28 protein-coding genes and 1 pseudogene are annotated in these 24,691 nt (G+C 70.1%); 9 read left to right on the top strand and 20 right to left on the bottom strand.

The window, feature by feature from the left end; genetic code table 11:
* Positions 1-40: 40 nt before the first annotated feature.
* From QBE02_RS13735 to QBE02_RS16255, 5 genes and pseudogenes are all read right to left on the bottom strand, one after another.
* Positions 41-922: a PfkB family carbohydrate kinase gene (locus QBE02_RS13735; RefSeq protein ID WP_279366220.1), complete on the bottom strand. Its 882-nt coding sequence runs from the start codon at positions 920-922 to the stop codon at positions 41-43.
* Positions 919-1,419 carry an FBP domain-containing protein gene (locus QBE02_RS13730; protein ID WP_279366219.1) on the bottom strand — a complete coding sequence of 167 codons (501 nt, stop codon included), beginning with the start codon at positions 1,417-1,419 and terminating at the stop codon, positions 919-921. Before QBE02_RS13730 ends, QBE02_RS13735 begins: the two co-directional genes overlap by 4 nt.
* A gap of 28 nt (positions 1,420-1,447) precedes the next feature.
* Entirely contained in the window at positions 1,448-2,866 is a 1,419-nt protein-coding gene (locus QBE02_RS13725; protein WP_279366218.1) for a hypothetical protein, read from the bottom strand.
* A complete protein-coding gene (locus QBE02_RS13720; RefSeq protein WP_279366217.1) occupies positions 2,863-3,801 on the bottom strand; it encodes a hypothetical protein in 939 nt (312 codons plus the stop codon). Before QBE02_RS13720 ends, QBE02_RS13725 begins: the two co-directional genes overlap by 4 nt.
* 69 nt (positions 3,802-3,870) lie before the next feature.
* Positions 3,871-3,960, bottom strand: a pseudogene (locus QBE02_RS16255) (DUF2510 domain-containing protein); the annotation flags it as partial.
* 191 nt (positions 3,961-4,151) lie between these two features.
* On the opposite strand from QBE02_RS16255, the gene QBE02_RS13715 reads away from it, so the two are divergent.
* From QBE02_RS13715 to QBE02_RS13705, 3 genes are read left to right on the top strand one after another with little or no spacing between them, the layout of a single operon-like run.
* Complete coding sequence (locus tag QBE02_RS13715) at positions 4,152-4,640, top strand: YajQ family cyclic di-GMP-binding protein (protein ID WP_056223933.1); 489 nt, start codon at positions 4,152-4,154, stop codon at positions 4,638-4,640.
* Between the two features lie 22 nt (positions 4,641-4,662).
* Positions 4,663-5,304, top strand: coding sequence for a dihydrofolate reductase family protein (locus QBE02_RS13710; protein WP_279366216.1), 642 nt, complete (start codon positions 4,663-4,665; stop codon positions 5,302-5,304).
* A gap of 14 nt (positions 5,305-5,318) precedes the next feature.
* On the top strand, positions 5,319-5,456 hold the full coding sequence (locus QBE02_RS13705; protein ID WP_279366215.1) for a hypothetical protein: 138 nt from the start codon (positions 5,319-5,321) through the stop codon (positions 5,454-5,456).
* 105 nt (positions 5,457-5,561) lie between these two features.
* Here the strand turns inward: QBE02_RS13705 and QBE02_RS13700 are convergent, their stop codons facing one another.
* From QBE02_RS13700 to QBE02_RS13670, 7 genes are all read right to left on the bottom strand, one after another.
* On the bottom strand, positions 5,562-5,702 hold the full coding sequence (locus QBE02_RS13700) for a hypothetical protein (RefSeq protein WP_279366214.1): 141 nt from the start codon (positions 5,700-5,702) through the stop codon (positions 5,562-5,564).
* A gap of 47 nt (positions 5,703-5,749) precedes the next feature.
* Positions 5,750-7,447 (bottom strand): AMP-binding protein, encoded by a 1,698-nt coding sequence (locus tag QBE02_RS13695; RefSeq protein ID WP_279366213.1) that lies wholly within the window; start codon positions 7,445-7,447, stop codon positions 5,750-5,752.
* Positions 7,448-7,467: 20 nt separating this feature from the next.
* Positions 7,468-8,430, bottom strand: a complete 963-nt coding sequence (locus tag QBE02_RS13690; protein ID WP_279366212.1) for an alpha/beta hydrolase — start codon at positions 8,428-8,430, stop codon at positions 7,468-7,470.
* Between the two features lie 77 nt (positions 8,431-8,507).
* Positions 8,508-9,881 (bottom strand): FAD-dependent oxidoreductase, encoded by a 1,374-nt coding sequence (locus QBE02_RS13685; RefSeq protein WP_279366211.1) that lies wholly within the window; start codon positions 9,879-9,881, stop codon positions 8,508-8,510.
* A gap of 39 nt (positions 9,882-9,920) precedes the next feature.
* On the bottom strand, positions 9,921-10,982 hold the full coding sequence (locus tag QBE02_RS13680; protein ID WP_103205878.1) for a polyprenyl synthetase family protein: 1,062 nt from the start codon (positions 10,980-10,982) through the stop codon (positions 9,921-9,923).
* A 61-nt stretch (positions 10,983-11,043) separates the two neighbouring features.
* The gene (locus QBE02_RS13675; protein WP_279366210.1) at positions 11,044-11,763 is read right to left on the bottom strand and encodes a demethylmenaquinone methyltransferase; all 720 of its coding nucleotides are present in this window, start codon (positions 11,761-11,763) and stop codon (positions 11,044-11,046) included.
* Between the two features lie 9 nt (positions 11,764-11,772).
* Complete coding sequence (locus tag QBE02_RS13670; protein ID WP_279366209.1) at positions 11,773-12,336, bottom strand: DUF402 domain-containing protein; 564 nt, start codon at positions 12,334-12,336, stop codon at positions 11,773-11,775.
* 168 nt (positions 12,337-12,504) lie between these two features.
* On the opposite strand from QBE02_RS13670, the gene QBE02_RS13665 reads away from it, so the two are divergent.
* Positions 12,505-13,719 carry an isochorismate synthase gene (locus QBE02_RS13665; protein WP_056224213.1) on the top strand — a complete coding sequence of 405 codons (1,215 nt, stop codon included), beginning with the start codon at positions 12,505-12,507 and terminating at the stop codon, positions 13,717-13,719.
* A 1-nt stretch (position 13,720) separates the two neighbouring features.
* Here the strand turns inward: QBE02_RS13665 and QBE02_RS13660 are convergent, their stop codons facing one another.
* The 3 genes from QBE02_RS13660 to QBE02_RS13650 all read right to left on the bottom strand — a co-directional run bounded on the left by QBE02_RS13660 (position 13,721) and on the right by QBE02_RS13650 (position 16,851).
* Positions 13,721-14,578: a polyphosphate kinase 2 family protein gene (locus QBE02_RS13660; RefSeq protein ID WP_279366208.1), complete on the bottom strand. Its 858-nt coding sequence runs from the start codon at positions 14,576-14,578 to the stop codon at positions 13,721-13,723.
* Positions 14,579-14,658: 80 nt separating this feature from the next.
* Positions 14,659-16,431 carry a 2-succinyl-5-enolpyruvyl-6-hydroxy-3-cyclohexene-1-carboxylic-acid synthase gene (gene menD, locus QBE02_RS13655; protein ID WP_279366207.1) on the bottom strand — a complete coding sequence of 591 codons (1,773 nt, stop codon included), beginning with the start codon at positions 16,429-16,431 and terminating at the stop codon, positions 14,659-14,661.
* A 3-nt stretch (positions 16,432-16,434) separates the two neighbouring features.
* Complete coding sequence (locus QBE02_RS13650) at positions 16,435-16,851, bottom strand: PLDc N-terminal domain-containing protein (RefSeq protein WP_279366206.1); 417 nt, start codon at positions 16,849-16,851, stop codon at positions 16,435-16,437.
* Positions 16,852-16,961: 110 nt separating this feature from the next.
* On the opposite strand from QBE02_RS13650, the gene QBE02_RS13645 reads away from it, so the two are divergent.
* Positions 16,962-17,288, top strand: coding sequence for a DUF4229 domain-containing protein (locus tag QBE02_RS13645; protein WP_279366205.1), 327 nt, complete (start codon positions 16,962-16,964; stop codon positions 17,286-17,288).
* Positions 17,289-17,312: 24 nt separating this feature from the next.
* On the opposite strand, the gene QBE02_RS13640 is transcribed toward QBE02_RS13645, so the two are convergent.
* From QBE02_RS13640 to QBE02_RS13630, 3 genes are read right to left on the bottom strand one after another with little or no spacing between them, the layout of a single operon-like run.
* Positions 17,313-18,284: a 1,4-dihydroxy-2-naphthoate polyprenyltransferase gene (locus QBE02_RS13640; RefSeq protein WP_279366204.1), complete on the bottom strand. Its 972-nt coding sequence runs from the start codon at positions 18,282-18,284 to the stop codon at positions 17,313-17,315.
* Between the two features lie 11 nt (positions 18,285-18,295).
* The gene (locus QBE02_RS13635) at positions 18,296-19,456 is read right to left on the bottom strand and encodes an AMP-binding protein (RefSeq protein ID WP_279366203.1); all 1,161 of its coding nucleotides are present in this window, start codon (positions 19,454-19,456) and stop codon (positions 18,296-18,298) included.
* Positions 19,457-19,472: 16 nt separating this feature from the next.
* Positions 19,473-20,375: a 1,4-dihydroxy-2-naphthoyl-CoA synthase gene (locus QBE02_RS13630; protein ID WP_279366202.1), complete on the bottom strand. Its 903-nt coding sequence runs from the start codon at positions 20,373-20,375 to the stop codon at positions 19,473-19,475.
* 185 nt (positions 20,376-20,560) lie between these two features.
* Between QBE02_RS13630 and QBE02_RS13625 the strand changes: the two genes are divergently transcribed.
* Positions 20,561-21,694 carry a Fic family protein gene (locus tag QBE02_RS13625; RefSeq protein ID WP_279366201.1) on the top strand — a complete coding sequence of 378 codons (1,134 nt, stop codon included), beginning with the start codon at positions 20,561-20,563 and terminating at the stop codon, positions 21,692-21,694.
* Between the two features lie 68 nt (positions 21,695-21,762).
* On the top strand, positions 21,763-21,942 hold the full coding sequence (locus QBE02_RS13620) for a hypothetical protein (protein WP_056223965.1): 180 nt from the start codon (positions 21,763-21,765) through the stop codon (positions 21,940-21,942).
* 40 nt (positions 21,943-21,982) lie between these two features.
* On the opposite strand, the gene QBE02_RS13615 is transcribed toward QBE02_RS13620, so the two are convergent.
* The gene (locus QBE02_RS13615; RefSeq protein WP_056223968.1) at positions 21,983-22,780 is read right to left on the bottom strand and encodes an LLM class F420-dependent oxidoreductase; all 798 of its coding nucleotides are present in this window, start codon (positions 22,778-22,780) and stop codon (positions 21,983-21,985) included.
* A gap of 94 nt (positions 22,781-22,874) precedes the next feature.
* On the opposite strand from QBE02_RS13615, the gene QBE02_RS13610 reads away from it, so the two are divergent.
* Both QBE02_RS13610 and QBE02_RS13605 read left to right on the top strand, forming a co-directional pair.
* The gene (locus QBE02_RS13610) at positions 22,875-23,054 is read left to right on the top strand and encodes a hypothetical protein (RefSeq protein ID WP_056223970.1); all 180 of its coding nucleotides are present in this window, start codon (positions 22,875-22,877) and stop codon (positions 23,052-23,054) included.
* 16 nt (positions 23,055-23,070) lie between these two features.
* Positions 23,071-24,072 (top strand): o-succinylbenzoate synthase, encoded by a 1,002-nt coding sequence (locus QBE02_RS13605; RefSeq protein ID WP_279366200.1) that lies wholly within the window; start codon positions 23,071-23,073, stop codon positions 24,070-24,072.
* On the opposite strand, the gene QBE02_RS13600 is transcribed toward QBE02_RS13605, so the two are convergent.
* Positions 24,059-24,685, bottom strand: coding sequence for a TetR/AcrR family transcriptional regulator (locus QBE02_RS13600; RefSeq protein WP_279366199.1), 627 nt, complete (start codon positions 24,683-24,685; stop codon positions 24,059-24,061). The genes QBE02_RS13605 and QBE02_RS13600 overlap by 14 nt on opposite strands.
* Positions 24,686-24,691: the final 6 nt, after the last annotated feature.

Genomic DNA, 24,691 nt, shown 5'->3' with positions numbered 1-24,691 from the left:
TCTACTATCCCCCGGGGGATGCTCGAAACCATCGACGCCGTCACTCGGGCGTACGCAGCAGAGCACCCTCGTGGCGACAGGTCGCGGCAGCGACATCCATGGCGCGCGCGAGCACGGCATCCCACTCCTCCGCGTCCGCGGGGAGTCGGTCTCTGACGAGCGCGGCGGTGGTGGCGAGCACGGCGTCGCCGCCGCCCATCGTGTCGACGATGCGCCCGGGCAGATCGGAGATCCCTCGCGAGACGGTCGTCTCCCCCGCGTCGATCGCGGCCCCGCCGGCGCCGTAGGTCGCGAGCACGGCCCCCACGCCGAGGCCCACGAGCTTCGTGCGGAGCTCGTCGAGCGGCGTCCCGTAGAGCAGCTGCGCGTCGTCCTCACCGACTTTGACGAGCAGGGCGCGGGATGCCGCTTTCTCGAACCCCCGCACGAACTCGGCTCGATCGCGGAGCATGCCGCTGCGCGGGTTCGGGTCGATCGCGAGGGGGGTCGAGGCGGAGGCCGTGGCCTCGATGAGCAGGTCGGTCTGCTGAGCGTCGTCGAAGGGGAAGCAGCTGACCACGACCATGGGGGCGTCGGCGATCGCCGCACGCTCGGCGTCACCGTAGGCGACGCGACGGTTCTGGGCGGCCTCGTTGAAGACGTAGACGGGCTCACCCTGTGGCGAGCGCGTGCTCACGGCGCGCGACGACCCGTGCTCCGCGGGGCTGGCGAGCAGGTCGACATCGTGCTCGTCGAGGAAGGCGCGGATCTGCTCCCCCGCGTCGTCGTCTCCGACCATGGCGATGAGGGATGCCGGCACCCCCAGCCGCGAGAGACCCACGGCCACATTCAGTCCCGCTCCTCCGACGAACTCGCGGACCCCGGCCTCGTCGCGGATCTCGTCGATCAGCGCGTCGCCGATGACGACGACCCGACCGGTCACCGCGACACCTCGGCGGCGTCGAGCACGCGGGAGACGAAGTCTTCAGTGCGGCGTTTGGTGCCGTCGATCTTGCGGTCGACGCTCGCGCGGATCTCGCTCGGAGCGAGCGGGGCGGCCAGGCGCACCGTCTCATGACACGACATGTCGGCGCAGATGTAGGTCCCCACGGTGTCGCCGTGCTCGCCCGCGACGCCCGCTTTGCGGGCGGTGAACAGCGACACCTGATCGCCCGGCTGCATCGTGTGGCAGAGGTTGCACATCGCCGACCGCGCCCGGGACTGCCCCTCGGCCGCGCGCAGCACGATCGCGGTGGGCTCGCCGTCCCGCTCGGTGACGATGTAGCCGCGGCCGCGGGTGCGCGGGTCACGCCACGCCAAGAAGTCGAGGTGGTCCCAGTCGGTCAGCAGAAAATCGTGCGGGAGCTCGACCACTCGCAGCTCCTCGGGCGCGGCGTTCACGAACGCCGCCCGCACCTCTTCTTCGGTGAGTGCTCGCATGGCATCCGAGTCTACGAGCGCGCCGCTCCTACTGGGCCGCCAGCCACTGCTGCCAGGCGGGGATGCTGATGTCGTCGTGGAGCTCGGAGTAGCCGACCAGACCGGCGAACCCCCGCTTGGCGTCGAGCGCCATCTCCCACGGGGAATACCCCTTCTCCGCGGCGAAGACGTAGTACGACCCGGCCGCTTCATAGGCGATCGAGCCGTTCGCGCTCGTGAGCGACTCATCGTCGAAGGCGTCTGCTCCGCGTTCCGCTACCGCCGCGCGCACTTCGGGGTCCGTGTACCACGGCTCACTCAGCCCCGCCTGCCACTCGGTGTATCGCGCGAAGCCTTCCATCACGGCACGCGGGGGCCTGTCAAGACTGCTGGGTGCGCCGGTGTTGTGCAGGGCGTGCGCGAACTCGTGGACGAACGTCTCGGGTCGTTGATCGGCACTGAGCGGACCCATGACCACGATGGTGCCCGATGTGGCGTCACCCGTAGCGATCCGCGCGTCCAACCACGGTTCCGTGGAAGGAGGACGCAGCGTCGGGCGTGCGAAGCCGGCCACGTCAAGATCCCATGGCGAGCTCGAACCGAACTGCCACCGGGTGACGCGATCCGGGTCGTCGGTGATGGCCGAGACGAACCCCTCCTGCGGCACCTCTCCTCCCATCGAGCGGACCGTCTCGATCGCCGTCACGGCCGACCGCTCGGCCTCGTCGGCGGTCGCGTCGACCAGCGCAGCCTCATCGGCCATGCCGAACAGCACGACGTGATCGCGCTTGGCGACGTGGAGGTCGCCCTCGTCCCAGGGGTTGGGGTGGTAGGCCGGCGTGAGAGAGGTGATCTTCCGCGCTGCGACCGGCTCCTGCTCCTTGAGCGTGCCGTCATCGTTGTAGTACTTGTCGATCGACCGCTGCTCCTCGGGGAGCGGGCTCAGCGTCACGATGTACGTCAGTCCCTGCACCAGCTGCAGATCGGAATCCCGGTTGCCGCTCCCGCGTAGCGGCTTGGCGGCGAAGCCGAACTGAGCCCCCAGCACGACGTAGGCCTTGGTGTCGTCTTCGGGGTCGACCCAGCTCGGGGTCATCACCGCGGTGTCCCATCCGATCGCCGTCGTGTTGTCCCACCACCGGGCGAGCTGATCGACCGCCTCCCCACTGGCGAACGAGAGCAGGGCGTCTCGATCCTTGTTCCGCATGGCGTCGTTCACGCCGAGCCACAGCATGTCGTCGGGAGACTGCTCATCGAACGGCATCCACGGCATCCCCCGCGCGGGTAAGTCGGCGACGGGTCCGCTCTCGGGCGAGCGCGGCCACGACACGACGGCGTAGAGCCCCGTCATGACCAGGGCGAAGACGCCGAGGCCGGCGATGATGAACTGCGTGGTCCGCGCCGCAGACCGACGCCGCGATCGAGGGGCTGCCGAATCGACGTCGGCGGTCATGTGCGTCTGCGTCATCGGGTCTCCGCCTTTGAAATGGCAATCAGTCGCGCGTCGCTCGTGGAGGTCCGCTGTCCTCCCGCACCCGTCACGGCGTAGACGAAGACGTACTCGTCCGAGCCGGCGGCGATGCGTAGCTCTGCAAGGGGCGCGGGAACGTCGTAGCTGCCCACGAGCCCCAGGGCCTCGGGCATGGTCGATTGGTAGTTCAACGCGGGCAACTGCGACGCCAACTCCGCGGCATCGATGCCCTCAGCGGCGGCAACCGCGCCCCCGTCGTTGATGCACGGACCGCCCAGCGCCCCGTTCAGTCGGGCTGCTTCCGCCAGCGACACCAGGGCATCCTGCGGCAACTTGCACCGGGTCACGGGCTTCGACGTCGTGTACGTGGTCTCGGCGGCGATAGACCGACCGTCGAGCTGGTCGGGCGTCGCCATGGCGATCGCCGCGACCCGCCACGGACCGACGCGCGAGGGGGTCTTTCCGTCGACAGCCTCCGCCGGCTGGTCGTCGCCGTAGTAAAACGGCCGTGCCAGCCACACGAGCTGCGTCGCCGTGGCGGTCTGCGGCGCCCCGTCGACAACGAACGAGTAGGTGAGGTCGACAGTGGCCCAGGCGATGTCCTCGCCGTCGGGTGAGGCCTCGCGTGCAACAGCACTCGTCCCGTACGACACGGGGCCGGCCTGCGCCGACACCGACAGCTCGATGACCTCCGCAGCGGCGGCATCCCCGAACAAGGGGATGGCGGGCGCGGATGCCGCGAATTGTGGGCTGACGTAATCCGCCCACCCCGCATCACCCGAAGTGGCAGACGACAAGAACCCGTCGAGCACGGCCGGGGCCTCGGCCTCGACCTGCGCCCGGGCCGATGCGGCACCCCACCAGAGCCCTGCTCCGGCGCCACCGACGATGAGGACGGTGACGGCCAGGACCGCCCAGGTCGCACCCGTCATCGTCTTTTCTCGAGGGGGTATCGAGACCGCGGGGGCGGACTCCGACGCGGGCGCGTGAGCAGAGCCGGGCATCGCCGCCACGTGCTCGGTCCAGGAGCGTCCATCCCACCATCGCAGTTGCGTCGACCCCGACGGGTCCGGATGCCAGCCCGGCGGCACCTCCGACGGTGCGTACTCTTCTGCCACGACGTGCCCTCCCCCATGATCCACGACGAGTCGCCAGATTAAACGGGGCGGAGTCGTCGCGACAAGCGGCGGCGGGTCCTTGCTTTCGCCCGTCCGCACCGGTAGCCGGCCGGGCGCCGAAGTCAACACCGGCGCGACGGGCCCTCCACCGGTAGATTTGAGTCATGGCTGATTCTTCGTTCGACATCGTCTCCAAGATCGACCGGCAGGAAGCCGACAACGCGCTCAACCAGGCGCACAAAGAGGTTGAGCAGCGCTACGACTTCAAGGGCACCGACGCGTCCATCGCCTGGAGCGGCGATTCGATCGTCATCAAGGCGAACTCCGAGGAGCGCGCCAACGCCGTGCTCGACGTCTTCCAGACCAAGTTGATCAAGCGCGGTATCTCGCTGAAAAGCCTCGAGACGGGCGAGCCCGTGCAGAGCGGCAAGGAGTACCGCATCACCTCGACGCTAAAAGAGGGCATCTCGCAGGAGAACGCCAAGAAGGTGAACAAGATCATCCGCGACGAAGGCCCCAAGGGCGTCAAGTCGCAGATCCAGGGCGACGAGCTGCGCGTGCAGTCGAAGTCGCGCGACGACCTGCAAGAGGTGCAGCGCCTGCTCAAGGCCGCCGACCTCGACGTCGACCTGCAGTTCACGAACTACCGCTGATCCTCACCGCCGGCAGCACGCCATGGCCGTCCGCGTCGATCTGAACATCTCGCTCGATGGCGTGGCGATGCCCGCCGACCCCACGCCCGAGAACCCGATGGGTGAGGACTGGGGCCGACTCGTCGCCGACTACATGGCGACGAAGACCTTCCGCGAGCGCGTCTTCCGCGACACGTCGGGGGCGGGCACGACCGGCGTGGATGACCGGTACGCGGCCGCGTACTTCGAGGGCGTCGGCGCCGAGGTGATGGGCGCGGCGATGTTCGGCCTGCACTCCTTCCCCGATGACCCCGACTGGCGCGGCTGGTGGGGCGACGAACCGCCGTTCGAGGTGCCGGTGATCGTGCTCACGCACCGCGAGCGCGAACCCCTCTCCTTCGCCAACGGCACCCGGTTCGAGTTCTCGTCGGAGAGCATCGCGGATGCCGTGGCCCGGGCCACCGATCTCGCGAACGGCGCCGACGTGCGGGTCGGCGGTGGCCTGTCGACGGTGCGGTCCGCGCTGGCCGCGGGTCTCGTCGACCGTCTGCACGTGGCCGTCCGCCCCGTGATCCTCGGCCGCGGCGGCCGCCTCTGGGACGACCTGCGGGGCCTCGACGAGGACTACACCGTCACCTCGGAGGTCGCCGAGTCCGGTGTCGTGCACGTGACCTTCGCACGGTGAGCGCGGAGAGCCCGATGGAACAGCCCCTCAGCCCGCTCACGTGCCCGACGTGCGGCGACCCCCTGCGCTTCGAGATCCTCGACGACGAGCGGTTCCTCGTCGCGTGGTCGTGCGTGAACTGCGGGCTCATCCGCACGACCGAGCCGATCTGACCCGACGGCATCGAGAAGATGGGGTCGCTCGTCGCGAGCCGCACCGACCTCTACAGCTCTCAGAACGGTCCGTCGTCGAGCGGTTCAGCCATGCAGACGAGTGTGTCAGCCCTCGATGCCGTTGATCATCTGGGTGATCTCGCGCTCGGTCTCGCGACCGAGGTTGCGCTCCTCCATCCGCGAGGGCATGTCGCTGTCGTCATCGACGGAAGGGTTCTCGAACGGCTGCTTCTGATCCTTTTCCATGCATCGATGCTCACACGCGACGACGGACGCCGCGAGGGGCTTGCGCGTCAGCGATCGCCCCGCAGCGCGGCATCCGTCCACTCGACGCAGTCGACCTCTCCGCGGAACACCGCCTCTTCGCGCTGGCGCAGCTCGACGCGGCGGATCTTGCCCGAGATCGTCTTGGGCAGCTCGAAGAACTCGACGCGGCGCACCCGCTGGAACGGGGCGAGCCGCTCGCGCGCGAAGCGCAGGATGTCGAGGGCGACCCCTTCGCCCGCCTCGTGCCCGCCGGCGAGCACGATGTAGGCCTTCGGCACCGCGAGGCGCAGCTCGTCGGGTGCGGGCACGACCGCGGCCTCCATGACCGCCGGATGCTCGATCAGCACGCTCTCGAGCTCGAACGGGCTGATCTTGTAGTCCGACGCCTTGAAGACGTCGTCGGTGCGGCCGATATAGGTGATGCTGCCCGTCTCATCGCGCCGCGCCACATCGCCGGTGTGGAAGAGCCCGTCGGCGAACGCCTCGGCGTTGCGCTCGGTGTCGCCCACGTACCCCGTCATGAGGTTGACGGGCCGCTCGGTGAGGTCGATGCAGATCTCGCCCTCGTCGGCGCGCTCGCCCGTCACCGGGTCGACGAGCACGACCGGACACCCGGGCAGCGGCCGCCCCATCGAGCCCGGGACGAGGTCGGCGCCCGGGGTGTTGGCGACGACCGCGGTCATCTCGGTCTGCCCGTACCCGTCGCGGATGTCGAGGCCCCACGCGCGCTGCACCGAGGCGATGACCTCGGGATTGAGCGGCTCACCCGCCGACACGACCTCGCGCAGCGACCCGCGGCGCCCGGTCAGATCGGCCTGGATGAGCATGCGCCACACCGTCGGCGGCGCGCAGAAGGTCGTCACGCGGTCGTTCTCGAGCTCGGTGAGCAGGCGCTCCGCCGAGAAGCGCGAATAGTTCAGAGCGAGCACGGTCGCCCCGGCGATCCACGGCGCGAAGAACAGGCTCCACGCGTGCTTGGCCCACCCGGGCGAGCTGATCGCGAGGTGCACGTCGCCGGGCTGCAGCCCGAGCCAGTACATCGTGCTGAGGTGACCCACCGGGTACGACGAGTGCGTGTGCTCGACGAGCTTGGGCTTCGAGGTCGTCCCCGAGGTGAAGTACAGCAGCAGACGCTCGTCGGCGGTGGTCCCCGGATGCCGCGCGGGCTCCGCCTCGACGGCGAAGGCGTCCGAGTAGGTCGCCCACCCCGTGTGCTCGCCACCGACGACGATGCGACCGAGACCCTCGGGCAGGTCGTCGAATTTGGCGGCATCCGCCGCTCCGACGACGACGTGGCGGATCTCGGCGCGCTCGATGCGGTCGGCGAGGTCGACCGAGCCGAGCGCCGTGGTGGTCGGGGCGATGACGCCGCCGAGCTTCATGATGCCGAGCATGGCTTCCCACAGCTCCACCTGGTTGTCGAGCATGAGCAGCACGGTCTCGCCGCGGCGGACACCCCGCGTCTCGAGCCACGCGGCGACCTGGTCGGAGCGCCGCGCGAGCTCGTCGAACGTGCGCTCGTGGTGCGTTCCGTCATCGTCGACGACGATCAGCGCCGTGCCGCCGTTGCCGCGGGCCATCGGGTCGAACCAGTCGATCGCCCAGTTGAACGCCCCCTCGAAGCTCGGCCAGACGAAGTCCGCGGCGGCGGCGGGATCGATGCGGACGGCGAGAAGGTGGTCACGGGCGGCGCGGTAGCGCTCGGTCGCGGCGGTGGGGGTCATGGAGCTCCTTCGAACGCGTTCTACGCTAGACCTCTCGTCCAGGCCGCGAGTGCGTCGAAAGCCCGAGCCCTGGCATCCGGGGCGGATAAGAACACGTCGTGCAGCGCCCCATCGATCCGAGCGATGGTGACGGTGCGCGCGATGCGGGTCGCCGAACGGGCGATGTCGTCGACCACGAGCACCGAGTCGGTCTCGCGCATCGCGTCGTTCCAGGTGAGTGCCGGCGTGGACCTCGCCGACAGCAGCACGAGCGCCGGGCAGCCGACGTCGACTCCGGATGCCACCCGCGCGTGCCCCGCGATGATCGCCGCGAGCCACCCGGGGTGGGTCGGAAAACCCTGCGGCGGTCGCCAGCCCTCGGGGCTGTCGGGCAGAGTGCCCAGATCGCGCTGGGCCCGCGTGTAGAAGCCGAGGTCGACCACCGGATGCGTGCCGAGGGGGTCGAAGCGGGCGCGCGCGTTGACGATCGGCGCCAGGGCCTGACGTCCGAGCGGACCGAGCTGCAGTTCGAGCCACGGGCTGTTCAGCACGAGGGCGTCGGCGACACCCGGATGCCGCGCGGCCCAGAGCGTGAGGGTGAGACCTCCCGTGCTGTGGCCGAGCAGAAGCAGGCGTCGGTTCTCTCGTTTCGTGGCCATGGCGTCCAGGGCCGCCCCGATGTCGGCGTCATAGACGTCGAGTGCCGCGATGTATCCCCGGGCCTGCCCGGGTCGCAGACTCCGACCGTACTTGCGCAGGTCGAGGGCGTAGAAGCGCGCCCCGCGGTCGGTGAAGAAGCGCGCGAGGTCGGTCTGGAAGAAATAGTCCGACCAGCCGTGCACGTAGAGGACGTCGGTGTCGCGCAGGTCGCCGAAGAGGCGCGCGCCGGGGTGCGGTCGGGAGCGGATCAGCGTCGCGACGACCTCGCCCTCGGCGTCGTCGCCGAGAGGCAGCGTCTGCTGCTCGAACCCGTCGCCGAGGACGTCCGGTCGCCACTCCCCCATCGCCCCAGCCTACGACGGGCGTTTTCGAGAAGAGCCGCCCGCGTCGCGATGACGGGGCGGCTCTTCAGCGGGGAGGGCTACTCGCCGCGCGAGATCTTGATCATCTCGTCGCGGGGTACGACCTTGATGCGCGCGCGCTCGTGCGGAGCGCCGAGCGCGACCTCGTGCTCGTCGAGGCGGTGCCAGCCGTCGAGGTCGGTCCAGCGCACGCCGCGCTCCTCGAGCAGGGCCGGGATGGCCTCTTCCTCGGGGTGCTCGGGCCGCCACCACTCCGCCTGGTCATTGATGACGTGGCGCACCGTCTCCATGGCATCCGACTTGGTGTGCCCGATGAGGCCGACGGGACCGCGCTTGATCCAGCCGGTGGCGTAGACGCCGGGCAGTCGGGAGTTCGAGTCCGCCGAGAGCACCTGACCCTCGTGGTTGGGGATGACGCCGTGCTGCTCGTCGAAGGGGACGTCCTTCAGGGGCGAGCCGAAGTAGCCGACCGCGCGGTACAGCGCCTGGATGGGGACCTCGCGGATCTCGCCGGTGCCGACGACTCCGCCCTCGGCGTCGGGCTTCGTGCGCTCGTAGCGGAAGACGGCCACCCGGCCCTCGTCGTCGGTGACGACCTCGACGGGCTTCGCCCAGAAGTGGAGGTGCAGGCGGCGCGACGCCTCGCCCCCGGCGTTGTTCGCGCCCGGGCGGGTGCGCCACTGCTGCAGCACGCGGTCGATGACCTTGACCTGCTTGTTGGTCTCGATCGCGGTCTTCGAGGCCTCGTCGTAGTCGAAGTCCTCGTCGTAGACGACCATGTCGACGTCGCGCAGCTCGCCGAGCTCGCGGAGCTCCAGCGGGGTGAACTTCACCTGGGCGGGACCACGACGACCGAAGACGTGGACGTCGGTGACCGGAGAGGCCTTGAGCCCCTGGTACACGTTGTCGGGCACCTCGGTGGGCAGCAGGTCGTCGGCGTGCTTGGCCAGCATGCGGGTCACGTCGAGGGCGACGTTGCCGTTGCCGATCACGGCGACGGACTCGGCCTCGAGAGGCCACTCGCGCGGCACGTCGGGGTGACCATCAAACCAGCTGACGAAGTCGGCGGCGCCGTAGGACCCCTTCGCGTCGATGCCGGGGATGTCGAGGTCGGCGTCGCGGATCGCACCTGTCGAGAAGATGACGGCGTTGTAGTGCTTCTTCAGGTCGTCGAGGGTGATGTCCTCGCCGAAGCGCACATTGCCGAAGATGCGGATGTCGCCGCGGTCGAGCACTTCGCGCAGCGCCGTGACGACGCCCTTGATGCGCGGGTGGTCGGGGGCGACGCCGTAGCGCACCAGGCCGTAGGGCGCCGGCAGCTGCTCGAACAAGTCGATGGAGACGTCGAACTGACGCTCTGACTTCAGCAGGATGTCGGCGGCGTAGATGCCGGCGGGGCCGGCTCCGACGATGGCGAGGCGCAGCTTCGTCATGGGTTCCTCTCGATCGGGATCGGGGGGGTGGGGAAAGGGTCAGGCCGAGCGGTCGGCCACGGCGCGGGCGAAGCGCGTCAACGCTTCGCGCACGGCGCCGTCGGGCAGCGGCGCGAGGGCGTCGATCGCCTCTTGCGACCACTGGTGGGCGAGGCGCAGGGTCTCGTGCGTGGTGTCGTGCTCGCGCAGTTCGGCGAGCGGTCCGTCGAGCACCGACGGGTCGGCGCCGGCGGCGATGCGCTGCTGACCTTCGTCGATGCGGGCGCGCAGGTCGGCGGATGCCGCGTCGGAGCGGTGCCCGAGCAGCAGGTACGGCATGGTCGGAACACCGGCGCGCAGGTCGGTTCCGGGGACCTTGCCGGTCTCGGAGGGATCCGGCGACAGGTCGATCACGTCGTCGAGCAACTGGAAGGCGACTCCGGCCTTCTCTCCGAACACGACCATGGGCTGCTCGAACTCCTCGGGTGCACCCGAGTAGATGACACCCGACTGCGCAGCCGCGGCGATGAGCGAACCGGTCTTGTCGGCGAGCACCTTGAGGTAGAAGTCGACGGGCTCGTCGCCCTCCTGCGGGCCGACGGTCTCGTGCATCTGTCCGAGCACGAGGCGCTCGAAGGTGTCGGCCTGCAGCTGGATCGCGCGCTCACCGCGGCGGGCCATGAGCTGGCTCGCGCGGGCGAAGAGCAGGTCGCCGGTGAGGATGGCGATGTTGTTGCCCCACACCGTCTGCGCGCTCGGGACGCCGCGGCGCTTGTCGGCGCCGTCCATGACGTCGTCGTGGTACAGCGAGCCGAGATGGGTCAGCTCGAGCGCCGTGGCGACCTCGACGACCTCTTTCGTGGTGCCCTGACCGAGCTGCGCGGTGAGGATGGCGAGCATGGGTCGCACACGCTTGCCGCCGGCCTCGTAGAGGTAGCGGGCGGTGACGTCGGCGAGCTTGTCGGCGCTGCGCACCTCGCCCTCGAGCTCGGTCTCGACGCGGGCGAGGCCCGCCTCGACGGTGGAGAGGAGGGTGCGCGAACGCAGGCCTGCGAAGATGCGGTCACTCAGGCCCAGCTTGCCCGACAGGCGGGTGCCGGCCGCGGGCGGTCTCGGGGTCACGGTTTCAGCCTATCCTGGCGCGCTGAGGGCCCGCCGACGGTATCTCGACGGTTGACAGGGGTTAAGAAGCGGGACGGATGCCGCGGTGCAGCGCGACGATGCCGAAGGTGAGGTTGCGGTACGCCACGTCATCCCATCCGGCATCCCTCATCCATCCGGCGAGAGTGGCCTGGTCGGGCCAATCGCGGATCGACTCGTTGAGGTAGTCGTAGGCCTCGGCGTTCGAGCTGACGGCCTTCGCGACGATCGGGAGCACCCGGTCGTTGTAGAAGCGGTAGAGACCCTTGAACGCGCGGGACGGCGGGTGCGAGAACTCGCACACCACGATGCGCCCGCCGGGGCGGGTCACGCGGCGGAGTTCGCGGAGGGCCCGACGCGGGTCGATGACGTTGCGCAGACCGAACGACATCGTCACGGCGTCGAACTCGCCGTCGGCGAAAGGCAGGTCGGTGGCGTCGGCCTGCACGAACTCGAGGTTCGGCACGTCGCCGTGACGGCGGCGTCCCTCCTCGATCATGCCGCGCGAGAAGTCGGCGGCGACCACGTGGGCCCCGCTCGGCACGAATGCCATCGACGAGGTGCCGGTGCCGGCGGCCAGGTCGAGGATGCGCTCCCCGCGCTGCGGAGCGACCGCGCGCAGCGTCGCGACGCGCCAGAAGCGGTCGTTGCCGAGACTGAGCACGGAGTTCGTGCGGTCGTAGGCCGCGGCGACCTGGTCGAACATTCCGCTGACGCGCTTCGGGTCTTTGCCGAGATCGGCGCGGTTGGGGTCGCTGCTCACCCGTCGAGTCTAGGCGCGTGCCGCGGGGCGGTCGTCGGGGGTTGCCATCGACGCGAGGCGTTCGAGCCAGGGGCCGGTCACCTCGTCCGAGAACGGCGCCTCCCGCGCGAGCACCCGCCGCTCGAGGTCGAGGGCTGTGGCCTCGAGGTGCTCGACGATCTCGGCCGGGTAGCCGTACTGCACGCGGTGCTCGTCCCACTCGTCGCGATCGTCGACCCAGGTGCCGCGCTCGTCGGTGCGCCGCACGACGTCGAGGTCCATGTCGATGCCGCGGGGCACGCCGTCGTCGTGCCAGCGGACATCCCACGCCAGGTCGATGTACACCGCGACCGGGTGCGGATCGGCGTTGTGGGTGAACGCCCAGTCCCCCGTCGCCGGCACGAGCGTCACGTTCGGCTGTCGGCAGACGAACTCGGCGCCCGGTCTCGCGCTGCGCCACCCCACCTGCTGGCCGAACCACTCGCCCCACTCGTCGGATCCGAGGTAGACGCTGTCCTGCACCCAGTGCGGGGAGCCGTCCCATTTGCGCCACTCGAACATCAGCCGGGTGCCGGGGGCGGGTCGAGGATCCATGTTCGGAGTCTAAAACGTGCTCGGCCACCCCCGTCTCGCTCGACGCCGTAGCATCCCGGTCACCCGTCCCGCCGCGCTGCCGCCCGCGGGTCTACGCTGAAAGACGTGCTCGAACCCGCGGAAGACGTCGTGCCGCGCCTGCGCGTGGTCACGCGCGAGCTGCCCCCGATGGACGATGTCCTCGCCTACACGACCCCGTACGATCCCCTGTTCTGGAGCCGCCGCGGAGAGTCGCTTGCGGCCTTCGGCGACCTGCTGACGCTCCGGTACGCCGGAGAGCAGCCGGGCGACGCCACCATCTCGGAGCGGTGGCGCGCGATCGCCGCCGCCGCCGAGATCGACGACCCCGTGCAGCTGCCGGGCACGGGCCTCGTGGCATTCGGGTCGTTCGTGTTCGATCCGCACTCGGAGCGCGAGAACGTCCTGCGCGTGCCCGGCATGATCGTCGGTCGCCACAGCGGCCGTGCGTGGGTCACCCGCCTCGCCTTCGACGACACCCCCGACGGGCCCGAACCCGAGCTCCCACCCCGCTCCCCCTTCGGTCCGCACTGGTCCGCGACGCTCGGCCCCGGTCGGCAGACGGCGGAGAAGTATCAGGATGCCGTCCGCCAGGCCATCGAGGCCATCGGCCGCCGCGAGGTGGGCAAGGTCGTCCTCGCCCGCGACATCACGGGCACCGTCCCCGCCGGGTCCGACCTGCGGCGCCTCGTCCGGTCCCTGCTCGAGGGGTACCCCGACTGCTGGGTCTTCGCGGTCGACGGACTCATCGGCGCGAGCCCCGAGACCCTCGTCACCGTCTCCGGCGGAACGGTGACCGCTCGCGTCCTCGCCGGTACCGTCGCGCGCGGCGGTGACGCCGACGCCGATGTCGCGGCATCCATCGGTCTCACCCGGAGCACGAAAGACCAGGACGAACACCGGTTCGCCGTGCAGAGCGTGCTCAAGGCCCTCGGGCCCCACACCTCGGCGCTCGCCGCCGCGGATGAGCCCTTCACCCTGAAGCTGCCGAACGTCTGGCACCTGGCCACCGACGTCGAGGGCGAGCTGAGCGAGGACGCGTCCTCACTGGACCTGATCTCGGTGCTGCATCCGACGGCCGCGGTCGCAGGGACCCCCACCGCCGCGGCGATGGACGTCATCCGTCGTCTCGAGCCCTTCGACCGCGGGCGGTACGCCGGCGCGGTCGGATGGACGGCCGCCTCGGGCGACGGCGAGTGGGCCATCGCCCTGCGGTGCGCGCAGATCGACCGTGCCGCCCCCTCGTCGCCGACCGCGCCGATCACCGCCTACGCCGGCGCGGGCATCGTCGCCGACAGCGTGCCGGAGTCCGAACTGCTCGAGACGCGCGTGAAGTTCCGTCCGATCGTCGAGGCGCTGGCCTGACTCAGGAATTCGCGAGCCGGTTCTTCTCGACCTCGACGTCGTAGTCGGCCGCGGGCCACCGCGGATCGATGTCTTCGAGGGCGTCGATGAGCAGCTGGTGCACGGCGAGGCGCGCGTACCACTTGCGGTCGGCCGGGACGACGTGCCACGGCGCGACGGGCGTCGACGTGCGCTCGATCGCGACCTGGTACGCGTCCATGTAGGCGTCCCAGAGCTCGCGCTCGTCCACGTCGGAGGGGTTGTACTTCCAATGCTTGTCGGGTCGTTCGAGCCGCTCGCCGAGGCGCTCCCGCTGCTCGTCCTTCGAGATGTGCAGCATGACCTTCACCACGCGGATGCCCATCTCGGCGGCCTGCGCCTCGAACGAGACGATCGCGCCGTAGCGGCGCTCGATCTCATCCTGCGGCGCGAGCTCGCGCACCCGACCGATGAGGACGTCCTCGTAGTGCGAGCGATCGAAGACGCCGAGGCGCCCCGCGTCGGGCAGACGCTTCTCGATGCGCCAGAGGAAGTCGTGCTCGAGCTCCTCGGCGGTGGGCTTCTTGAACGAGGCGAGTTCGACGCCCTGGGGGTCGACGGCACCCACGACGTGCCGGACGATCCCGCCCTTGCCCGCGGTGTCCATCGCCTGCAGCACGAGCAGCACCGAGCCCGTGGCCGTGCCCGCGACGCTCTGCGCGAAGAGGCGTTCCTGCAGCCCCTCCAGCGGCGCACGGCCCGCCTCGAGGTCGGCGCGACCGTCGGTCTTGTCGCCGTCGTAGCCGGGCGTGGATCGCGGATCGATGTCGGCGAGGCGGAATCCGGGCTCCACGCGCAGGGCGTCGGCGGCGGGCGTGGACCATCTGCTGCTCGTGCTCATCCCGACATCGTGCCGTGGCATCCGGAATCTCCGCCACCCGTTGACGACGATGCCGAGCCGCGGGAACGGATGCCGCTCGGTCAGCGCGGAAGGGGCACTTCGATCAGCTGCCGACCGCCGGTGGGAGCGGTGAGCACCTGGTCGAGGGCGACACGCGTGGTGCACCGGTGGTACTCCCACCCGAACGCGAGAGCGAGCTGCTCGAGCCGGGCCGTCTGCGGGGTGTACTGCACGCGCGACATCGCGTCGTCACCGGCGACCGTGGCGACCTCGAGACCGTCGAAGATCGTGCCCCCGCCGTCGTTTCCGACCACGACCTGCAAGCGGGGCACGATCTCGCCGGGGGGAAGGAGCAACGCACCCGTGTCGTGCAGGAACGCGAGATCGCCGAGGAGCAGACGCGTCACGCCGGGCCGTTCGTCGACCTGGCTGGCGAGCGCGACACCCGTGGCCGTGGCGATCGTTCCGTCGATGCCCGCAAGGCCGCGGTTCGAGTGCACGGCGACCTTCTTGCCGCCCAGCAATTCGTCGGCGACGCGCACGATGCGCGAGGACCCGAAGACGAGTCGGTCGTGGGGCCAGCTCGCGCGCCACAGCGCGTCGACGAGGGCGGCGCGATCCAGGGGTGCACGCATGACCTCGACCTCGGCGTTGATCGCGCCGAGTCGTTCGTGTGGCACGGCGGAGGCGAGTCCGTCGGCGTCGGGGGCCGGGGGCGAGAGGTCGACGGCGGCGGCGCGCGAGGCGCGCATCCAGTCTCCGAGCCACGCGCGGTCAGCGGCTCCCGAGCCGACTCGCACCGCGTCGACCGCCAGCGTCGAACCGTTCAGGTTCACGGGCTCGCCCGGCCCGCGCACGGCGAGGACTTCAACGTCGTCGCGCATGAGCAGGCGCGTGACCTCGCGGCTGAGCGTCGGACGGCCGAACACGACGACGCGCTCGACGCGGCCGCCGAGCTCGGGGTCGCTCAGCAGGGCGCGGTAGCCGTGCACGATCTGGCGCCCGAAGCGCGCGCCGCTGACGATCTCCGCCACGAGGGGGAAGCCGCCGTCGTGGGCGAATTGCTCCGCCGCGTCCCCGGCGTCCGCGCCCGCGACGACCACCGTCCGCGGACCGGGGTCGACCACGTGCGCCGCCTCGGCGACAGGTGCCACATCGGCCTCGCCGATGCCCCCGCCGCCCTGGTAGAGCGCCCCGGAGCCGTCGCTGTTCTCTTCGGCGGGAACGGCACCGGATGCCGCCCGCTCCGCGAGCCACGCCGGAGCGGCGCCGGCGAGCGGCTCCCGGAACGGCACGTTCAGGTGCACGGGCCCTGCCGCGCGGGCACCCTCGCCGAGGGCGGCCGCGAGCGCTGCGGCGGCCACCGCGTCAAGCTCCGCGGTCTGCTCGCCGGTGGCGTCGTCATCGGTCGCCTCCGGAACCGCGAGGTCGGCTTCGAGCCGGACGGCGGACCGGAACAGCCCCGGCTGCCGGGTGGTCTGGTTAGCGCCCACCCCGCGCAGCTCCGGGGGGCGATCGGCGGTGAGCAGCAGAAGGGGAACACCCGCGTGATGCGCCTCGAGCGCGGCCGGCACCAGGTTCGCGACGGCGGTGCCCGACGTGCAGACGACGGCCGCCGGCATCCCGGTCTCGCGTCCGATCCCCAGGGCCGTGAAGCCCGCGACGCGCTCGTCGATGCGCACGTGCAGGTGAATGAGCCCCGCCCGTTCGAGCTCGGCGGCGACGAGGGCCAGTGCCTGGGAGCGTGATCCCGGGCTGACGACGATGTGCCGCACGCCGCGGGAGACGAGCCCGGCCAGCAGAGCGGCGGCCGCGTCGGTGGCGGGCGCGGCGATACGCGCGGTGTCGACCACGGGTCAGCCGACGGCGCCGCGCTGGTCGCGGGTGTCGTCGTCGCCCTTGCCGGGGGTGTCGCCCGGATCGGTCGTCTTCCGAGGAGGCTGGGGATCTTCGGCCTCGGAGTCGAGCTGCGCCAGCTCTTCTTCGAGGCGACGGATCCGCTCGTCCTGGTCGGCGCGCGCCGAGGCGGTCATGCGGCCGAGGAACTCGGGGTCGTCGTCGGGAGCCCGTCGAACGACCGTCTGCGTGGCGCGCCCGCGGCCGATGGCGAACCACAGGATGCCGCCGAGCACGGGCAGGAGGATCACGATCGCCATCCACGCGGGCTTGTTGACGCCGCGGTGGCGAGAGGGGCTCTGCACGGCGCAGTCCACGATCGTGTAGACCCAGAAGACGGTCGCCACGAGCGCCAGGATGAGAAGCAACCGTGCCATGACCTGATTCTACGTGCGTCGGCTGGACAGCGGCCCGGAGTGGGCGCACGGTCTTCCGCCGTCGAACGACCCGGATCGGGGCCGTGGGTGCCCGCCGTAGACTGGGGGGTATGCGTGCACGTTCGGCCCTCGTCTACACGGTGCTGCGTCTGCTCGCCTTCCTCGTGCCCCTCGGCATCCTGCTGCTGTTCCCGGTTTTCCAGGAGTTGCCGTGGCTCGCAGCGATCTTCGCCGCCCTCATCGGGCTGAGCCTGTCGACGCTGTTCCTGCGCCGCCCGCTCGACAAGGTCACCGGCGGCCTCGCCGAGCGTCGTGCGCAGCGCGCGACGACCGGTCGCCGGACGGGCGCCGAGACCGACGCCGACGCCGAGGATGCGGTGGTGGATGCCACGCGCACCGACGGTCCGGACGCGACGCCCGAGGCTCCGCGCGCCTGAGCCCGGGCGCCGATCGTGCGCGGGTCAGACCGCGAACGCCGCACAGAGGACCGCGCCGTACGCCACCGAGGTGAAGCTCGTCACCTGGAGCGCGGTGATCAGCTCGCGCGGAGCGCGGTAGGTCCACACGATGAGGATCGCGGCGAGCCCGCCGATCAGCGGGATCCCCTCGAGCCAGGCCACCGGGTAGACCAGGGCGAGGAACGCGGCGATCGCGAAGGGTGCGAGCACGAAGACCGTGAACAGCACCTGGGTCGCGCGACGGCCGATGAGAACCGAGAGGGTGCGCTTTCCCGCGAGACGGTCTTGGTCGATGTCGCGCAGATTGTTCGCCAGCAGCACCGCGCAGGCGAGGAGCCCCGCGGCGACCGCCCCGAACCACGCCTCTTGCGGGAGGGACAGCACCTGCAGCCAGGTCGTGCCGAGGGTGGCGACCAGGCCGAAGAACACGAAGACGAAGATCTCGCCCATCGCGTTGTAGCCGTAGGGACGCTTGCCGCCGGTGTAGAACCAGGCCGCGACGATGCACACGGCGCCGACGAGGAGAAGCCACCACTGCCCCGTGCGGATCACCAGGGCGAGCCCGATCACCGCGGCGAGAGCGAAGAACGACAGCGCGACGATCAGCACGGTCCGCGGCTTCGCCTTCTTGCCGCCGGTGAGGCGACCCGGGCCGACGCGCACGTCATCGGTGCCGCGGATGCCGTCGGAGTAGTCGTTGGCGTAGTTGACGCCGATCTGCAGCGCGAAGGCGACGGCGAGACACGCGAGGGCGATCACCCCGTGCAACTGGTCGTCGACGAGGGTCGCAGCCCCCGTACCGATGAGCACAGGGGTGATGGCGAGCGGCAGCGTGCGCAGGCGCGCGGCGGCGATCCAGTCCCGCGCGGTGGCGGGCGTGACCGCCTGCGGCGCACCGCTCTTCGCCTTCTGCGGGTTGCCGCCCGGATGACGCTTCTTGGCGGTGTTCGGACGCTTGCGAGACTGTGCTGCCACGAGGGGTCAGTCTAATCCCGCGGGTCCGGCGAGCCCTCGCCGACGAGTCGACGCAGCGTTGCCCGATCGGGTTTGCCCGAGCGCAGGGTGGGCACCTCGGCGATCGCGATCACGCGGGCCGGTCGTGCCGGGGCCCCGACCGCCGCACCGACGACCTCGCGCACCGCGGCGAGCACCTCGCGCTCTCGGGACGGATCGATTCCGGGCACCACCACGGCGGACCCCTGGCCCCAGTCCGCGTCCGGGATCGGCACGACGACGGCGGATTCCAAGCCCGGGATGCCGCGCACGGCCGCTTCGACCCGGTCGAGCGAGACGTTCACCCCTCCCGAGACGATGACGTTGTCGAGGCGACCGGTGACGTTCAGCACGCCGTCGACGACCTCTCCCCCGTCGCCCGTGCGGTACCACCGAGTGCCGGCCGCATCGGAGGGGAAGGCGGATGCCGTGCGCTCGGGGTCGCCGAGGTAGCCCCCGGCGAGCGTCGGTCCCGACAGGCGCACCTCGCCGTCGACGATCGCGACGCCCACGCCGTCGAGCGGGACGCCGTCATAGACGCACCCGCCGCTGGTCTCGCTCGAGCCGTAGGTGCGCACGATCCGTGCTCCCGCCGCCTCCGCTCGCTCTCGCACCGACGGGGCCAGAGCTTGCCCTCCGATCAGGATGGCCTCGAACGAACGCAGGGCCTGCGCCACGGTGGCGTCGTGCTCGGCGGCATCCAGAAGTCTCTGCAGCTGCGCGGGGACGAGCGAGGTGTAGCTCGGGACGCGGGCACCGTCGACGTGCGACGCCATGCCGAGGGCCGCCGCGGCGAACGGCTCGGCGCGGAACGGACCCGCGACGACGGCGGGCTCTCGATCGGCCAGGAGTGCCCGCACGATCACCTGCACCCCGGCGACGTAGGTGGCGGGGACCGCGAGCAGCCACGCGCCCTCGCCGATGCGCGCCGCCGTGGCGTACGCACTCGCGATGAGGGCGTTGCGGCTGATCACGACCGACTTGGGCACACCCGTCGACCCCGAGGTCGTGACCACCGCCGCCGTCCCCGGGGGGACCTCACCGGCGAGGTCCGAGCCGCCGAGCGCCACGGCGGGACCGGCGCCGAGGACGGCCGCCCGCAGAGCGCGCAGCACGTCGCGCGGATCGTCGGATGCCGCCGGCTCGAGCCTCACGAGGGGACTCCGGCGGTCAGTAGTGCCACGGGACGTCGGACCAGTCGGGGTCGCGCTTCTCGAGGAACGAGTCGCGCCCCTCGGCCGCTTCGTCGGTGCCGTAGGCGAGGCGCGTCGCCTCGCCGGCGAACAACTGCTGGCCGACGAGACCGTCATCGACGGCGTTGAAGGCGTACTTGAGCATGCGGATCGCGGTCGGCGACTTCGTCAGGATCGTGCGCGCCATCGCGAGGGCCTCGCGCTCGAGCTCGGCGTGCGGCACGACGCGGTTGACCGCGCCCATCTCGTACGCGCGCTCGGCGGAGTACTCCTCGGCGAGGAAGAAGATCTCGCGCGCGAACTTCTGGCCGATCTGGCGCGCGAAGTACGCGGAACCGTACCCGGCGTCGAACGAGCCGACGTCGGCATCCGTCTGCTTGAAACGACCGTGTTCGGCGCTCGCGATGGACAGGTCGCACACGACGTTGAGGGAGTGTCCGCCGCCCGCCGCCCACCCGGGGACGACCGCGATGACGACCTTCGGCATGAACCGGATGAGCCGCTGCACCTCGAGGATGTGCAGGCGACCCGCGCGACCGGGGTCGTGAACGGTCGTCTCGTCTTCGGAGTACTTGTAGCCGTCGCGGCCGCGGATGCGCTGGTCACCACCGGAGCAGAACGCCCAGCCGCCGTCCTTGGGGCTCGGGCCGTTGCCGGTGAGAAGGACGACGCCGATGCGATGATCCTGCCGCGCGATGTCGAGGGCGCGGTACAGCTCATCGACCGTGTGCGGGCGGAACGCGTTCCGCACCTCCGGACGATCGAAGGCGATACGCGCGACCCGACCGTCGTGCGTGACGTGGGCGGTGATGTCGGTGTAGTCCTCGGCGCCGGGCGCCAGGGTCCATTCCGCGGGATCGAAGAACTCGGAGACGGTCACCCGTTCAGCCTACGCGCGGGGGTCGGGCCGAAGACTGCAAGCTCGCAAGACGAGAGAACGCAAGTTCTCGTGACCGAATCGATCAAATAATCTTTCGTCCAGCTCGTCAAATTTCCTTTACGGATATAGTTCCTCACGTTCTGTCGTGCAAGTAATCATGCTAACTACCGCAAGAAGGGATGACAGTGGTCGACAAGTACACGATGCCGAGACTCGACTTCGAGTCTCCTCTTGTGGCGACCCTGTTCGAGATCGAACGTCTGCGAGCAGACATCGGTACGGGCGACACCCCGAGAGACACCTTCCTAGAGCTTCACCAGTTGTTCGACCTCGTCATGAGCGTGGTCTCCGCTCGGATCGAGGGAAACCACACCACTGTGTACGACGCGCTTGACCAGATCGACGCTTCCGTCGGATCGAGCGCAGATCAACTCCGCGAGATAACGAACATCGCCGCCACCGCTCGCTTCATCGACAGCCTCCCACCGGAAGCCCCCCTCACACACAATCTGATCCGCGAGATCCACCGTCGCGTCGTGGACGGCCTGAGCAGGGAGGGCGACCCCACCCCTGGCGCTTACCGGGAACACGAAGTCGCGATAACCAACTCAGCCCACGTGCCGCCGACCTGGGTCACGGTGCACCCCGAGATGACCTCCCTCCTGGACTTCGCCAACGAGTCGAAACCTCTCCACGAGCAGATGCTGCAAATCGCGGTCGCACACCATCGCTTCGTGTGGATCCACCCGTTCCGCAACGGGAACGGACGAGTTTCGCGTCTCTTCACCTACGCCATGCTGCGCAAGACCATCTTCGCAACGCGAGGATTCAGCGCTCTGAACCCCACCGCCGTCTTCGGCAACGACCGGGACGCCTACATCTCCGCCCTTGAGATCGCCGATGACCTCACCGACTCCGGCACCATCGCGTGGGCCGAATTTTTCGTGCGTGGCATCCGTGACGATATCGCTCGCCTGCTCGAACTGCAGCGCCACGCGTTCGTCATCGACGAGCTGGTGGGCCCGGCCCTCCAATCATTACGACGGGACGGACTCATTTCCCGTGAAGAGCATGCGGCTCTGAGCGCGGTCCTGGGAAGCGGAGTGATCAAGGCGGGCGATCTGGAGGAGATCGTTCCGGGCACGGCGTCTCATCGCTCTCGCTTCATCCGCAATCTGCGCGAACGATCTCTCCTCCAGCAAGCGGAGGAGGGCCCGCGGTTCTACCGGATCTCGTTGGCGAGGGGTCCGCTTGCACCCCGTCTCGTCCGTCGACTCGACGCTCTCGGCTATTTGCCGCGCATGCTCTCGGCTGACTAAGACCTCCCAACGGTGGACGACCGTCCCCATGCCCCGTAGCCTGGACGACCCCGACGATCGGAGTCAGCATGACGAAGAAAGTGTCGATCCTGGGCCGCATCCGCGAGTACTTCCTCGGGGCGCCCGCACACGACCAGTCCGAGGACGCGCGGCGGTCGATGAACCACCAGAGCGAGACCGCGTTCTACAACGGCGAGGCCGCGAAGACCTGGACGGGCACGTCCGGCGGCGCGCAGTTCAAGCCGTGACAGCGGGCGGCGCCCCGACATTCTCGGGGCGCCGCCCCGTTCACGCGTTCTTGCTGTCGCGCCACCGCAGCCAGCGCTCGACGAGCGAGTAGTCCCACTCGGGGCCTGAGAATCCGAGCGTGAAAAGGCGGGTTCCGGCGTCGAACAGGGCGTCGGCCACGTCTTCGTCTCGGTCCTTGAGCTCGTTCGAGACGACGAGGCCCGACAGGTCGCGCTGCTCTGCCTCGGCCCACTTCTCGATCACACCGAACTTGTGCGGCAGTTCGTCGGGGGTGACGAAGCTGTGCCAGATGTCAGCGTGACGAGCGACGATGCGCAGCGTCTTCTGCTCGCCCTTGCCGCCGATCATGACGGGGATCTTGCGGGTGGGCGCCGGGTTGAGCTTGCCCCAGCGCGCGACGACCCGGTCGAGATCGGTCGCCAGAGCGTTGAGCCGCGACCCGGCGGTGCCGAAGTCGTAGCCGTACTCGTCGTAATCGCGCTGGAACCATCCCGATCCCGTGCCGAAGATGAAGCGACCCGTGTCGCCACCCTTCTTGCTGATGTGGTCGACGGTGCGGGCCATGTCCGCCTGCAGGTCGGGATTGCGGTAGCTGTTGCAGTTGACGAGGGCGCCGAACTCGACGCGCTCGGTCTGCTCGGCCCAGGCGGAGAGCATGGTCCACGACTCGAAGTGCTCACCCTCGGGGTCACCGTAGAGGGGATAGAAGTGGTCCCAGTTGAACAGGACGTCGACGCCCATCTCTTCGAGACGGAGGACGGCGTCGCGGATGTCGGAGTACTGCACGTGCTGCGGCTGGATCTGCACGCCGAGCCGGACGGGGGTATCGAAGAGCATGGCGTCAGCCTATGCCCGCCCTCCGACACCCGGGCGGGTGGATTCTCCGCTCGGTGCCGCGTAGCGTGGGAAGGCCCCGACGATCGGAGTCAGCATGACGAAGAAGATGTCGAAGCTCGCGCGACTGCGCGATTACCTGTTCGGCCCGCGACGCACCCACGAGCAGTCCGAGGCGGCGAAGGAGTCGCTCGAGTCCACCCCCGACCTCTCCTCCTACACCGTCGAACGTCAGACGTTCTGGCTCGGCGGGTTCGGCGGCGGCGGGCCGCGCTGAGCGGCAGGATGAGGGCATGAGCACCGTCGCCCTCCCCTCGCTCGCCGAGATCCTCGACTCGGCGCGCGTCGTCTCCCTCCCGCTCGCCGCCCGCTTCCGGGGGATCGAGACACGAGAGGCGCTCGTGTTCGAGGGCCCCGAGGGGTGGACGGAGTTCTCGCCGTTCGTCGAGTACGCCGATGCGGAAGCCGCGACCTGGCTCGCCGGGGCCATCGACTTCGGGTGGCGTCCGTCACCGCCGGCCGTGCGCGACCGCGTCGCCGTCAATGCCACGATGCCCGCGGTCGCGGCATCCGAAGTGCCGAGGATCCTCGCCCGGTATGACGGATGCCGCACGGTCAAGGTCAAGGCCGCCGAGGCGGGCCAGACGCTCGCCGCGGACGTGGCGCGCGTCCGAGCGGTCCGCGAGGCGATGGGGCCCGAGGGACGGGTGCGCGTCGACGCGAACGGTGCGTGGAACGTCGACGAGGCCGAGCGAGCGGTCCACGCCCTCGCCGAGTTCGACCTCGAGTACGTCGAGCAGCCCTGCGCCGAGATCGACGAGCTCGCCGAGCTGCGCGAGCGGATCGACTATCTCGACATTCCGATCGCGGCCGACGAGAGCGTCCGCAAGGCCGCCGACCCCCTGCGTGTGGCGCGTGCGGGTGCCGCCGATCTTCTCGTCATCAAGGCTCAGCCCCTCGGCGGCGTCCACGCGGCGCGAGAGATCGTCGCGCAGGCGGGACTGCCCGCCGTGGTGTCCAGCGCCCTCGACACCTCGATCGGCCTGTCGATGGGGGTGGCGCTGGCCGCGGCGCTGCCCGACCTCGACTACGACTGCGGACTCGGTACCGCCTCGCTGTTCACGGTCGATGTCGTGGGATCCCCCCTCGTGGCCCGCGGCGGAATGCTGCCGCTCGAGCGACCCCGCCCCTCGTCGTCCGACCTCGATCGGGTGGCGGCGACGGACGATCGGCGGGAGTGGTGGCTGGACCGGCTGCGGCGGTGCTACGCCGCTCTCGAGATCACTCGAGGATGAGTCGCACGATCTGAGCGAGCCGCTCCCCCAGCTGAGCGCGCGCGTCGGAGGGTGACGTCCCCGTCATGACGGCGGTCTCGGATGCCGAGATCCAGGCGGACAGCAAAAGCTCCGTGGCGGCGTCCGCGGGCAGTCGCAGAGTCAGCCCCCGCGCGTCGGCGATGTCGCGCACGAGTTGCGTGACGCTGTCGCACAGGGCGCCGTTCGATGAGAGGTAGGCCGCCGCGAACTCGGGGTTGCGCAGGGCCTGCACGCGCGTCTCGGCGCCGAGGAGGACGTCGAGGCGATCCTCGCCCGCGACCTCGAGTACTTCTTGGACGAGATGGAGGACTTCGCCCGTGGCATCCAGTCCGCGGTCCTCGATCGAGGTGACCCGGTCGCGGACAGCGGCGATCGTGGTCTCGGCGGAGCGGCCGCAGAGGGCGAGGAAGAGTTCTTCCTTCGAGCCGAAGTTCGAGTAGAACGCGCCGCGCGTGAACCCGGCGCGGTCGCAGATCGCCTCGACCGAGGCCGCGTCGATGCCGACCTCGGCGAACATCTCCGCGGCGGCGTCCATGAGGCGCGTCCGGGTGTTCTCGCGCCGTCGTGAGGGGGCGGGTGCGGTGTCGGTCATCCGCGT

It is taken from the genome of Microbacterium testaceum (assembly GCF_029761935.1).
Lineage (GTDB): Bacteria > Actinomycetota > Actinomycetes > Actinomycetales > Microbacteriaceae > Microbacterium > Microbacterium testaceum_A.
Note: the sequence above shows the minus strand (reverse complement) of the source record. Positions and strands in the feature narration are given on the sequence as shown.